Source organism: Albidovulum sp., from assembly GCF_049646345.1.
In the GTDB taxonomy this organism is placed as follows: domain Bacteria; phylum Pseudomonadota; class Alphaproteobacteria; order Rhodobacterales; family Rhodobacteraceae; genus Albidovulum.
This window is the reverse complement of sequence record NZ_JBARVQ010000529.1, coordinates 1-12,276: the sequence shown is the minus strand read 5'-3', so window position 1 is coordinate 12,276 and position 12,276 is coordinate 1. Positions and strand designations below refer to the sequence as shown.

The following is a 12,276-nucleotide window of genomic DNA, read 5'->3' as shown; positions in this document are numbered from 1 at the left end:
GGGCGAGCGCCTGCCCGTCCCGCCGGGCTGGCGCTTTGGCGGCCTCGCGCATCAAATGAGGTCAGAGGGGCTTTGCGACTATAAATAGCGCTGAATGACCGTCGCTGCGCCACCCCACGGGCAGGCGCGCGACCGGCTTATGTTATGCCAGTTGCAACGACCGCAAAGGTCGCTAGCCGAGTTCGTCGAACCGCGAGGCCCCAGTGCATGACGTCCGTTGATATGCATCAACGACCCGGCCAAAGGATGACACCAGAACCATCCGCGTTATTGTGTTGGACCCAGCGGCCACGATGATAAAGATCCGCGCGCCGGGACCGAACAGCAAGAAAAGGCGTCGTGATGCAGGTCATTCTGGTTCTCAATGTCGGCTCATCCAGCATCAAGTTCGCGCTCTATCCTGCTGATCTTGTGGGCTATGTCGGCGATATGCCACAGATATTGCGGGGCAAGATCGCGGGCATTGGCGTGGCGCCGGTTCTGGGGCTTGGCCATGGTGTGGCCGATATCGCCTCATTCGGTGCGATGGAGCGGGGCGAAGGGCATGATGCCCTGATCGGCCGGTTGCTGACCTGGCTTGACGCGCTGCCGGGGTTTGGTGCGGTCGTCGCCGTAGGGCACCGGATCGTGCATGGGGGCAGCGAATTCGCCGCACCCGTCCGCCTGGATGCCGCAACGATGACGGCGCTGGAAAAGCTGGAGCCGCTGGCCCCGCTGCATCAGCCCCACAACCTCGCCGGGGTTCGGGCCGTTGCCCTGCGCCATCCCGACCTGCTGCAGATCGCCTGTTTCGATACCGCCTTTCACCTGACCCAGCCGCCTGTCGCCCGCCGCTTCGCCCTGCCGCAGGCGCTGAGTGAAGCGGGTATACGGCGCTATGGCTTTCACGGCCTCTCCTACGACTACATCGCCCGTATCCTGCCCGACCATCTCGGGTCACGGGCCGAGGGGCGGGTGATCGTTGCCCATCTGGGGAGCGGCGCCAGCATGTGCGCCATGCAGGGGCGGCGGAGCGTGGCCACCACGATGGGCTTTACCGCGCTCGACGGCCTCGTGATGGGGCGGCGCTGCGGCGCGCTCGATCCGGGCGTGGTGCTGCACCTTCTGCGGCAGATGAAGATGTCACCCGACGAGGTCGAGCATTTGCTTTATGAGCAGTCCGGTCTTTTGGGCGTGTCTGGCCTCAGTCGGGACATGAAGGTGCTGGAGAACAGTGACGATCCGCGGGCGGCCGAAGCGATTGAGCTGTTCTGTTACCGGGCGGTGACGACGCTTGGCGGGCTGGTCGCGGCACTGGGCGGGCTCGATGCGCTGGTTTTCACGGCAGGCATCGGCGAGAATTCGGCCCTTATCCGGCGCGAGATTTGTGGGCGTCTCGACTGGCTCGGGGTTGAGTTGGACGAGAACGCGAACATGCGCGGTCAAACACGGATCAGTGCGGCAGCGTCGCGCTGCGATGTCGTCGTTCTGCCGACGGATGAGGAACGGGTGATCGCCCTTGCCACCCACGCATTGCTCAGCCCGCGCGTTTCGGCAGCCGATCCCGTTCGGTGACATGCGAAATCGCAAGGCTCGCCAGAATGCAGGCGGTGAAAAGGTAAAGCCCCCAGGCCGTCTCGATCCGGCCAAGGCCGACCCCCTTGGCCAGCACGATGTAAAGCGCGATCAGGAAGATATCGGCCATCGCGAGCCGTCCGAGCATGTGCAGCACACCCAGAATGCGGGGCGAGGCGAGGCGGAACTGCACCAGCGCAAGGCCGATTGTCTTCATATAGGGCGCGAAAACAGCAAGGAAGGTGACCAGAAGGGCAAGGATCACGTCCTTTTCCCACAAGGCCTGCAAGCCGGTGATGACCGAGATGGAATCAAGGTCGAAGAATGGCAGCAGCCCGGCCTTCAGCAGCGGTGCGAACCACGACAGCGGGAAGAGGACAAGTAGCGACAGGTTTGCAGCTCGGATCATGGCGACATGGATATAGATGCGGTCGGGTGATGCAAGCCCCGGCGGTCAGCTTCTCCGTCGCCGCAGGATGCGTGGCCGCATGAACAGCATCGCGATCCAGATCCACAGGCAAAGCCACGAGAGGGCAGCAGCGGTCAGTTGAAGCGCGCGGGAGAGGCGCGGTTCGGATATGAGGCCAAGCCAGTCCACGGCGATGATGGCCGAATTGGCAAGCAATGCCGCGCCGACAACGGCAAGCCCGGCAAGAAATATCCTGCCGCTGCGACCGTTTCGCACCATGCCCCTGTATCGCTGCGTGCAGAGCCAGATGCAGAGCATCGGCGGACCGCAGAACAACGCGATATATAATATGACGACAAACGATGCCGTTTGAGCCGAAGCCATTCCGTTCCCCAGCCCTTGTCCCTACCGGGATCAGATTAGGCCTACCTGCTCTGCCCGTCAAATCACGGTGCCGGTCAGCGCACCGCCGCGATCGGCCCTTCGGCACGGCCATGGGTGAATTGCTGAACGTAAGGGTCTGACGTGGCGTCCATATCTGCGATCGGGCCGGTCCATTGGATAACCCCGTCATGCAGCATCGCCACCCGGTCGGCGATGGCGCGGACCGAGGACATGTCATGAGTGATCGTCATTGCCGTTGCACCCATCTCGGTCACGATCTCGCGGATCAGCTCATTGATCACACCCGCCATGATCGGGTCGAGCCCGGTTGTCGGTTCGTCAAAGAAGATCACCTCGGGGTCGGCGGCGATGGCGCGGGCGAGGCCCACGCGTTTTTGCATGCCGCCGGAGAGTTCAGCGGGAAAGAGGTCAGCGACCTCGGGTTTCAGTCCCACGCGGCGCAGTTTCTCGATGGCGATCTCGCGGGCCTCATCCTTCGGCCGCTTCAGCGAGCCGCGCAGCAGACGAAAGGCGACGTTTTGCCAGACGGGCAGGCTGTCAAAGAGCGCACCGCCCTGAAAGAGCATGCCGAAGCGGGCAAGGAAGGCGTCGCGGGCGGCTGTCTCCACATCTTCGCCGTCCAGCAGGATTGTGCCGCTATCTGGATGAACAAGGCCGAGGATGCATTTGAGAAGGATGGATTTTCCGGTTCCGGACCCGCCGATGATCACCATGCTTTCGCCCGAGGGCACGGTCAGGTTCACCCCACGCAACACGCGGTTCTTGCCGAAAGCCTTGTGAATGTCCTGAAGCTCGATCATGCGGAGAAAAACACCTCCGTCAGGATGTAGTTGGTGGCAAGGATCAGGACCGAGGCGGCGACAACGGCGGCTTTGGTCGCCCGGCCGACGCCTTGGGCACCGCGCCCGGAATTCATGCCGTAATAGCAGCCCATCAAGGCGACGATGAAGCCGAAGGCCGCGCCTTTCCAAAGGCCCGACACGATATCCCAGACTTCCAGAAATTCGCGCGTGTTCTTGAGGTAAGTGGCGGGGTTGAAGCCCAGCCGGTTCACGCCCACCAGATAGCCGCCAAAAATACCGATACTGTCGCCGACCGCGACCAGAACCGGCACCGCTAGGGTCGCCGCAAGTACACGCGGAACTGTCAGGTATTTCATGGGGTTGGTGGACAAAGTTGTGAGCGCGTCGATCTGCTCGGTCACCTTCATCGTGCCGATCTCTGCGGCAATCGACGACGCCACCCTTGCGGCCACCATCAGCCCGCCCAGCACCGGGCCCAGTTCGCGCACCATGCCGATGGCGACGATTGAAGGCACGACCGCCTCGGCCGAGAACCGCGCGCCGCCCGCATAGATCTGCAGCGCGAGCGCGCCGCCGGTGAAAAGGGCGGTCAGGCCCACGACGGGCAGGCTGAACCAGCCGATCTGCATCAGGGCCGACAGGAATTCCTTCGGGTAGAAGGGCGGACGGACAAGGTGGCTCAGCGTTTCACCGGCGAAGATCGCCATCCGGCCGAGCATCGCGAGGCTGCCAAGCACCAGCCGCCCAAGAGCCGCGATCGGGGCGAGCGCACTCATGCAGCACCACCGATGTAGTCGCGCGCATAACGGGCCCCGAGCGATGTCAGGATTTCATAGCCGATGGTACCGGCAGCCTCGGCCAGCGCATCGATGCCTTGCGCGGGGCAAAGAATGTCGAGCGCCTCGGGCGGTTCGGGCAGGTGGGTCACATCGACCCCCATCATGTCCATCGAGACGCGGCCGACAAGCGGGCAGGGCGTATTTCCTGCGAAGACACGCGCGCTACCCGTCATTGCCCGGATCAGCCCGTCGGCATAGCCCGCCGCAAGCGTCGCGATGCGCGCAGGCGCGGGGGCGGTCCATGTATTGCCGTAACCGACGCTTTCCCCCAGTGCTACGTCGCGGGTCTGGATCACCGGCAGCGACAGGCGAACGACTGGTGCCGCATCCGCGAAGGGAAGGCCGCCGTAAAGGCCGATACCGGGGCGGGTGACGTCGAAATGGTAGTCGGGGCCAAGCAGGATCCCCCCCGTCGCCGCCAGCGAACGCGGCACGTCGGTGCCATCGGTCATGCGGCGGAACGTGGCAAGCTGCGCGGCATTCATCGGATGGTCCGGCTCATCCGCGCAGGCGAGATGCGACATGATCAGACGGGGCTTTTCCGCCAGCACTTCTGCCGAAACCGCACACCACTCGACCTCTTCCATCCCTAGCCGGTTCATCCCGGTGTCGAGCTGGATGCCGAAGGGGTGACCGGGCAGGGTGCTTCTGTGTCGTGCCACCTGTTCGGGGGAGTTCAAGAGAGGGATCAATCCATGCTGTCGGATAACGTCAGTGTCACCGGCCATATGGCCAGCAAAGACAAAAACATCGACGCGACTGCCGACCGCAAGACGAGCATGCGCACCTTCGAACGCTTCTGCGACGAAGAACTTACGCACACCTTCGGCGAGGAGCTGCCTCCCGACTGGCAAGAAGCCCAGCCCATAAGCATTGGCCTTTATCACTGCCCCGGCCTCGGCCACACCGGAGGCATGCGCCAGCGCCCGCCAGTTCGCGCGGATTGCGTCGAGGTCGATGGTGAGGGTCGCCTGTGCCATGCGCGGTCTTTTGGCAGGCGGGCAGGGGTGTGGCAAGGGGCGTGGCGCGCCTGTTACGGAATGTCGAAGAAACGGCGGTTCCGCGGCCACATCTTCTCGCCGCTCAGGCAGTCATAGGGCGCGTTTGCCTGAGCGGGGATCAGCCGTTCAGGCGCCGCCCCCGCGATTTTAAGCACCAGTTTGCGCGTGACAGCAGCGGCGAAATCGGGCCAGTCATGCACCGGCAGGACGAAAGCACCCGGCCCACCGGTCACGCATTCGGCGTAATAGGTATCCAGATCGTCAATCCGCCACATCGCGCCGCCCGCGTCATAGGTCATCAGCGGCAATCCGTTGATGATGATGCCCTGCGCCAGCACCTCGTCGCGTGCAGTGGTCACCAGTCCGCCCGTTGCGGTCGTTGGCATGCGCAACGCAAACCGGGCGGCCGCTGCCCGTGGGATGGCGCAGAGACCTGTATTCGGGGTGCTTTGTGCCCGCAAAGCCTCTCTGACTTCATGGGATGCGCGTGGCCGCAAAAGCGTCAGCCCGCCGGGACGGGCAGGCGCTCGCTCGGCGCCTTCGGCTTAATTCCGGGCGAAGGGACGTATCCACGAATGGCTGCAACGTCCCACTTTGCGGACTGGCATGGTTTCAGGACATGTCTTGCGCACGCCCCCGGATCACACCCGGCGCGGCGCACACAATTCCTTCACCGCCGGAACAGGATTTCCTGCGCCTTGCGGTCGTCCTGCAAATTGCTGCGCTTTTCGGCGGCAAGAGCCCGGCCGCGTTGCACCGCCGGGCGGGCACCGACTTGGTCGAGCCAGCGTTTCATATGGGGCTTGTCGTCCAGGCTCTGCTGCTGGCCTTCCCAGCCCGAACACCAGCCCCAGAGCGCCATGTCAGCGATCGAATAGAAATCGCCCGCGACATAGCGGTTCCCTTCCAGCCGCCGGTCCAGCACGCCGTAGAGCCGCCCGACCTCGGACCGGTAGCGGTCCTGTGCGTAGGGCAGCACCTGCGGCGGTTCCAGCGAGGGCGCGTATTTCAGGAAGTGATGCGCCTGACCGGCCATCGGCCCGACCCCGCCCATCTGCCACATCAGCCATTCCTCGACCGCGACCCGTTCGCGTTCGTTGGAGCCGTAGAATGTGCTGGTCTTGCGGGCGAGATATTGCAGGATCGCGCCGCTTTCGAAGACTGTAATCTGTTTGCCGTCCGGCCCCTCGGGGTCGATGATCGCTGGCATCCGGTTGTTCGGTGCGATCTTCAGGAAATCCGGCGCGAACTGGTCGCCCGCACCGATATTCACCAGATTGAGGTTGTAGGGCAGACCCATCTCCTCCAGCGCGATGGAGATCTTCCAGCCGTTCGGCGTGGGCCAGTAATAAAGCTCGATGGGGGCGGTCATGTCCGGTCCTTTTCGGGTCGTGCGCGTGCCGTCAATCTGGGGCCTCGTCCCATCAGGGACAATGTGCGAGGGCGCACAAGGTGCGTTCAGCCAAGATCGTCGAGCAATTCCTGCGACGTCAGGTAATGGCGGACCGCCCAGAAACAGGCCTCTTCGGTCGGCTTGGAACACAGCACCGAGCGTCCATCGACCACTACCCGCCAGGTTCCGGTGGCGTTCGGGGTTATGGGATAGGACACTGCGCCGATGCGGACCTCACCCAGCGGTTCAGGGGCGGGTTGAACACAGGCGGCAAGGGCGATCAGGGCGGCAAGGGCGGCGGGGCGGGGCATCGATTCTTCTCCTGCTATCGGGGCAGTTGACCGCATCGTGGCGCGGGCCACAAGCGGAGGGCGCCCGCAATCGGACGTTGACCCTGCGGCCACTTCGCGCTATCGCCTGTGACGTGGCGATTTGTTACCGGATTGCGGGCCACGTTAAACATGCCGCTAAAGAGGTCGGAGGCTTTGGCCCCTACCTGTTCCGGTGGGGGCTTTTTTGTTGCCGGAGGAACGGCCATGACGGATTGGAAGACACAGACGCAACTCATCCATACGGGCGCACGGCGCAGCCAGTATGGCGAATTGTCCGAGGCGATCTATCTGACCCAGGGCTTCGTCTATGAAAGCGCCGAACAGGCCGAGGCGCGGTTCATCGAAAGCGGGCCGGATGAGTTCATCTATGGCCGCTATGGCAACCCGACCGTGCGCATGTTCGAGGAACGCATCGCGGCGATCGAGGGGACCGAGGACGCCTTTGCCACCGCCTCCGGCATGGCGGCGGTCAATGCGGCGCTGACCTCGCTTCTGAAGTCCGGCGATCACGTTGTCGCGGCACGCGCACTTTTCGGGTCCTGCCTTTATGTACTTGAGATCCTTGGACGGTTCGGAGTTGAGGTGACGCTGGTTGACGGCACGGACCTCGATCAATGGCGTGCGGCGATGCGGCCGGACACGAAGGCGGTCTTCCTCGAATCGGTGTCGAACCCGACGCTTGAGGTCATCGATGTGAAATCGGTCTGCGAGATCGCCCATTCGGTTGGCGCGACCGTCGTGGTCGACAATGTCTTTGCCACGCCGACCTTTTCGAAGGCCGTCGAACTGGGCGTGGATGTGATCGTCTATTCCGCGACCAAGCATATCGACGGCGGCGGGCGCTGTCTGGGTGGCGTGGTCTGCGGCACCAGGGACTATATCCGCAAGGTGCTGGAACCCTATCTGAAACATACCGGCGCGGCGCTCAGCCCGTTCAATGCCTGGGTGATGCTGAAGGGCATGGAAACGCTTGATCTGCGGGTGAAGGCGCAGGCTGCCAATGCTTTGACACTGGCCGAGGCGCTGGAAGGGCATGAAAAGCTGGCCCGCGTGATCTATCCGGGGCTGAAGGGCCATGCCCAGCACGGGATAGCGATGGCGCAGATGGGCGCGGGCGGCACGGTGGTGACGCTTGAGGTCAAGGGCGGGCAGGCGGCGGCATTTCGCTTCCTCAACGCATTGGAGATCGTGAAGCTGTCCAACAATCTCGGCGATGCCAAGTCGATCATCACCCATCCCGCCACGACCACCCATCAGCGGCTTCCGGCCGAACAAAAGGTGACGCTTGGCATCACGCCGGGGTTGGTGCGCCTTTCCGTCGGGATCGAGGATGCGGGCGACCTTCTGGCCGATCTACGGCAGGCGCTGGATGCGGTCTAAGGTCGCGAAAGCGCCGAGAATATCCGCGTAGGGTTGGACAAGGCCCCCGGCCTTCCCGCATAATGGGTCGTCCGGTCATATCCGGACCATCGAGGAGCTTGCCATGAATTTCGTGGGCGAGATTGACCGGGAACCGAACCGCGCCGATGCGGAAGAGGCATTGGCGGTGCTGCGTGCATGGGCCGAACGCGCCGATCCGACCGAGGTGGCGCGGCTCGACCCTGCCATCGCCCGGCTGTTGCCGGGGCGAGAGGTCGGCAATTATCCGGATCTGTCGCGGACTTACCCCGAAGGTTTCACCGCTGATGAGGCTTACCGCGCCTCCATGCCCGATCTTCAAAACGGCCCCTCAAGCCTGATCGTCGGGGCGCAGGCGCCGATCCAGCATGTTGGTATCTCCAACTTCCGTCTGCCCATCGTCTTTCACACCCGCGATGGCGGCGACATCACGCTGGAAACCTCGGTCACCGGCACGGTGTCCCTGATCGGCGAAAAGAAGGGCATCAACATGAGCCGCATCATGCGGTCCTTCTATGCCCATGCCGAGCGGACCTTTTCCTTTTCCGTCCTTGCCGCCGTGCTGGAGGACTATAAGAAGGATCATGACAGCATCGATGCCCGCCTGATGATGCGGTTTTCCTTCCCCGCGAAGGTGCAGTCACTGCGCTCGGGCCTGACCGGCTGGCAATATTACGACATCGCGCTGGAACTGATGGAGCGGGAAGGGCGGCAGACCCGGATCACCCATCTCGACTATGTCTATTCCTCAACCTGCCCCTGTTCGCTGGAACTTTCCGAACATGCGCGCCAGGCCCGCGGCCAGTTGGCCACCCCGCATTCGCAGCGTTCGGTCGCGCGGATTTCGGTGGTGGAAGAAGGTGGGAAACGCCTTTGGTACGAGGATCTGATCGACCTTGCCCGCGCCGCCGTGCCGACCGAAACGCAAGTCATGGTCAAGCGCGAGGATGAACAGGCCTTCGCCGAACTCAATGCCGCCAATCCGATTTTCGTCGAGGACGCGGCACGCAGTTTCGCAGAGCGGCTGCTGGGCGACGACCGGATCGGCGATTTCCGCGTTGTGGCCAGCCATCAGGAAAGCCTGCACAGCCATGATGCCGTGTCGATCCTGACTGAAGGTCCGACCTTCGTCGCCGAAAGCATCGATCCGCGGCTGTTCTCTTCGCTTCACAAGGTCGGCTGACAGGGGCCGGACGGCCTGAAATGGCGCGCGTTGTCGGGACCGCGTCGCTTCCGGGACTTGTCTGTGCACCGTCATCCTCCTAGGAGTTCGCATGAACGCAGACCGCGGGATGGGATCAGATGCAAAAGACCGTCGTGAACAGCTGGAACGAATGGGACCCGCTTAAACATGTCATCGTCGGCCGGGCCGATGATTGCCATATCCCGCCCGAGGAACCGGCGCTGGATGCCAAGGTGCCCGAGGACAGCGACATGCGCGGCCAGTGGGGACGTCGCCCGCAGGAGACGATTGACCGCGCCAATGAGCTTCTGGACAATTTCGCGGCTATGCTTGAGGGGCGTGGCATCCGGGTGGACCGGCCCACGCCGATCGACCATGCGCTGCCCGCCACCACGCCCGATTTCCACACTGACAGCCAGTTCGGCTGCATGCCGCCGCGCGATGTGCTTCTGACCGTCGGGTCGGAGATGCTGGAGGCGACGATGTCCTATCGCTGCCGCTGGTTCGAATATCTGAACTACCGGCCGCTGATGCAGCAATATTTCAACGAAGACCCGAAGTTCCGCCATGAAAGCGCGCCGAAGCCGCGGCTGACCGATGCCGATTATCACCCCGATTACCTCTCCGACAAGATCGGTGTGGAAAAGCGCCTGAAATGGGCGGCCGAGAAGTTCTTCGTCACGACCGAGGAAGAGCCGCTGTTCGACGCCGCCGATGTTCTGCGCTTTGGCAGCGACCTTGTGGTGCAGCACGGCTTCACCACCAACCTCAAAGGCATCGAGTGGTTGCGCCGTCACTTCCCGGATCACCGGGTTCATACCGTGAACTTCCCCGGCGATCCCTATCCGATCCATATCGACGCGACCTTCACGCCCTTGCGCCCCGGTCTGATCCTGAACAACCCGCAGCGCCGCCTGCCGGAAGATCAGCGCAAGATGTTCAGGGCCAATGATTGGGAGATCGTGGACGCTGCGCAACCCGCGCACAACGCCCCGCCGCCGCTTTGCTATTCCTCGACTTGGCTTTCCATGAACGTGCTGGTGCTTGACCCCAAGACCGTCTGTGTCGAAGCCTCGGAAGTCTATCAGATGGAACAGATGGACAAGCTGGGGATGGAGGTCGTCCCGGTCGAGCTGCGCGATGCCTATGCATTCGGCGGCGGCCTGCATTGCTGCACGGCCGATGTCTACCGCGAAGGCACCTGTGAGGATTACTTCCCGAACCAGTAAACCGTTTGGCCAGATGGAAACGCCTTGGCCAGTGGCTGTGGCGTTTTCTCGGATCAGATCGAAAACGACGTGCCGCAGCCGCAGGACGAGGTGGCGTTCGGATTCTCGACCACGAAGCGCGCGCCGATCAGTTCTTCGGAAAAATCGATGACGGCATTTGTCAGGAAGGGCAGAGAGACCGCGTCGATCAGCACCTTCTGGCCCGCACCTTCCAGCACCAGATCCTCGGGTGCGGGATCATCAAGGCGAATGTCGTACTGAAACCCGGAACAGCCGCCGCCTTCAACCGCGATGCGCAGGGCCTTGGCCTCACCGGCACCTTCATTGATCTCGGCCAGCCGGGCAAAGGCCCGGTCGGTCACTTTCGGCGGCAGGTTCAGGTCCATCGGCAATCGCCCGTGTCAATTCCTCAATGACCATCATATATGATGGGGGACGTAAGACGACAAGAACAGGCGCCATGACCCTTGCCCCCTATGCCTGCCAGCCCGATCAAAGCCGCGGCAGGCTCTATCCCGAACGCATGTCCACCTTCCGTTCGCCGTTTCAGCGCGACCGGGACCGGATCATCCAGTCCTCGGCCTTCCGGCGGCTGAAACACAAGACGCAAGTCTTCGTCGAGCATGAGGGCGACTATTACCGCACCCGCCTGACCCACACCATCGAGGTGGCACAGGTCGCGCGCACCATCGCGGGCACTCTGGGGCTGAATGTCGAACTGGCCGAGGCGGTGGCTTTGGCCCATGATCTTGGCCATCCGCCCTTCGGCCATACCGGAGAGGACGCGCTGCATGACCTTATGGCACCCTATGGTGGCTTCGACCACAACGCGCAGGCGATCCGCATCGTCACCCGGCTGGAACGGCATTATGCCGATTTCGACGGGCTGAACCTGACATGGGAGACGCTGGAAGGTATCGCCAAGCACAATGGCCCGGTCATCGGTCCGCATGCCAGCGGCAGCCATGCGGTGAAGGACGGGGGGGCGATGCCCTATGCGCTTTCCGAATTCAACACCGAATACGATCTGGAGCTTTCCACCCATGCCTCGGCCGAGGCGCAGGTGGCGGCGGTTGCAGACGATGTCGCCTACAACCATCACGACCTGCATGACGGGTTGCGCGCGGGCCTTTTCACCGAGGCCGATCTGATGGAGCTGCCCGTCACCGGCCCCTGTTTTGAAGAGGTGGACCGGCTCTATCCCGATCTCGATCCGACCCGCCGCCGGCATGAGGCCCTGCGCCGGGTCTTCGGCGTGATGGTGGAGGATGTGATCGCGGTGGCGCAGAACCGCCTGACTTCGAGCGAGCCGCAATCGGCACAGGCGATCCGCGATATGGAAGGGCCGATCATCCGGTTTTCGAAACCGCTTTACCAGAACCTGAAAGCGATCAAGTCCTTCCTTTTCACCCGCATGTACCGTGCACCGACCGTGGTGGTTGAACGCCAGCGGGTGACGGCGATGATCAACGATCTCTTCCCGCTCTTCATGCGCGACCCGGCGCTGCTGCCCGCCGAATGGCGCGCCGATGTGGCCCATGCCGTGAATGAAACCGAACTCGCCCGGGTTGTGCTTGATTACGTCGCGGGCATGACTGACCGCTTTGCCATTCAGGAACATGAACGGCTCTGCCGGTGAAACGGGCGCGTGGTGGTGATTGGCTGGTGCGTCGAGCCCTTTGCGGACCTTAGCGGATCTTCCCCTTCGCCCGGAACCAAGCCGAAGGCGC

14 protein-coding genes and 1 riboswitch are annotated in these 12,276 nt (G+C 63.0%); of the genes, 5 read left to right on the top strand and 9 right to left on the bottom strand.

Translation table 11 applies throughout. The annotated features are described in order from the left end of the window. Positions 1-339: 339 nt before the first annotated feature. Positions 340-1,554, top strand: coding sequence for an acetate/propionate family kinase (locus tag WBB85_RS13605; protein WP_432639148.1), 1,215 nt, complete (start codon positions 340-342; stop codon positions 1,552-1,554). Here WBB85_RS13605 and WBB85_RS13600 read toward each other — a convergent pair. The 8 genes from WBB85_RS13600 to WBB85_RS13565 all read right to left on the bottom strand — a co-directional run bounded on the left by WBB85_RS13600 (position 1,517) and on the right by WBB85_RS13565 (position 6,715). Beyond that, a complete protein-coding gene (locus tag WBB85_RS13600) occupies positions 1,517-1,963 on the bottom strand; it encodes a paraquat-inducible protein A (protein ID WP_432639147.1) in 447 nt (148 codons plus the stop codon). The genes WBB85_RS13605 and WBB85_RS13600 overlap by 38 nt on opposite strands. Before the next feature lie 45 nt (positions 1,964-2,008). After that, complete coding sequence (locus WBB85_RS13595) at positions 2,009-2,242, bottom strand: hypothetical protein (RefSeq protein ID WP_432639146.1); 234 nt, start codon at positions 2,240-2,242, stop codon at positions 2,009-2,011. Positions 2,243-2,421: 179 nt separating this feature from the next. After that, complete coding sequence (locus tag WBB85_RS13590) at positions 2,422-3,168, bottom strand: ABC transporter ATP-binding protein (protein ID WP_432639145.1); 747 nt, start codon at positions 3,166-3,168, stop codon at positions 2,422-2,424. After that, a complete protein-coding gene (locus WBB85_RS13585) occupies positions 3,165-3,947 on the bottom strand; it encodes an MlaE family ABC transporter permease (RefSeq protein WP_432639144.1) in 783 nt (260 codons plus the stop codon). The genes WBB85_RS13590 and WBB85_RS13585 overlap by 4 nt, the downstream gene beginning before the upstream one ends. Continuing rightward, positions 3,944-4,990: an alanine racemase gene (gene alr / locus WBB85_RS13580; RefSeq protein WP_432639143.1), complete on the bottom strand. Its 1,047-nt coding sequence runs from the start codon at positions 4,988-4,990 to the stop codon at positions 3,944-3,946. The genes WBB85_RS13585 and alr overlap by 4 nt, the downstream gene beginning before the upstream one ends. Before the next feature lie 53 nt (positions 4,991-5,043). After that, positions 5,044-5,370, bottom strand: coding sequence for a DUF1194 domain-containing protein (locus WBB85_RS13575; protein WP_432639142.1), 327 nt, complete (start codon positions 5,368-5,370; stop codon positions 5,044-5,046). 311 nt (positions 5,371-5,681) lie between these two features. Beyond that, positions 5,682-6,383, bottom strand: a complete 702-nt coding sequence (locus tag WBB85_RS13570) for a glutathione S-transferase N-terminal domain-containing protein (protein ID WP_432639141.1) — start codon at positions 6,381-6,383, stop codon at positions 5,682-5,684. An 86-nt stretch (positions 6,384-6,469) separates the two neighbouring features. Then, positions 6,470-6,715, bottom strand: coding sequence for a hypothetical protein (locus tag WBB85_RS13565; RefSeq protein ID WP_432639140.1), 246 nt, complete (start codon positions 6,713-6,715; stop codon positions 6,470-6,472). Between the two features lie 103 nt (positions 6,716-6,818). Beyond that, positions 6,819-6,896, top strand: a riboswitch (SAM riboswitch). Between the two features lie 44 nt (positions 6,897-6,940). Between WBB85_RS13565 and metZ the strand changes: the two genes are divergently transcribed. The 3 genes from metZ to WBB85_RS13550 all read left to right on the top strand — a co-directional run bounded on the left by metZ (position 6,941) and on the right by WBB85_RS13550 (position 10,546). Beyond that, a complete protein-coding gene (gene metZ, locus WBB85_RS13560; protein ID WP_432639139.1) occupies positions 6,941-8,116 on the top strand; it encodes an O-succinylhomoserine sulfhydrylase in 1,176 nt (391 codons plus the stop codon). Between the two features lie 103 nt (positions 8,117-8,219). Continuing rightward, a complete protein-coding gene (gene folE2 / locus WBB85_RS13555; RefSeq protein WP_432639138.1) occupies positions 8,220-9,317 on the top strand; it encodes a GTP cyclohydrolase FolE2 in 1,098 nt (365 codons plus the stop codon). Positions 9,318-9,436: 119 nt separating this feature from the next. Next, entirely contained in the window at positions 9,437-10,546 is a 1,110-nt protein-coding gene (locus WBB85_RS13550) for a serine/threonine protein kinase (protein WP_432639137.1), read from the top strand. A 53-nt stretch (positions 10,547-10,599) separates the two neighbouring features. Here the strand turns inward: WBB85_RS13550 and WBB85_RS13545 are convergent, their stop codons facing one another. Beyond that, positions 10,600-10,926 (bottom strand): HesB/IscA family protein, encoded by a 327-nt coding sequence (locus WBB85_RS13545; RefSeq protein WP_432639149.1) that lies wholly within the window; start codon positions 10,924-10,926, stop codon positions 10,600-10,602. Positions 10,927-11,006: 80 nt separating this feature from the next. Between WBB85_RS13545 and WBB85_RS13540 the strand changes: the two genes are divergently transcribed. Then, the gene (locus WBB85_RS13540) at positions 11,007-12,185 is read left to right on the top strand and encodes a deoxyguanosinetriphosphate triphosphohydrolase (RefSeq protein ID WP_432639136.1); all 1,179 of its coding nucleotides are present in this window, start codon (positions 11,007-11,009) and stop codon (positions 12,183-12,185) included. The last annotated feature ends 91 nt before the right edge of the window (positions 12,186-12,276 follow it).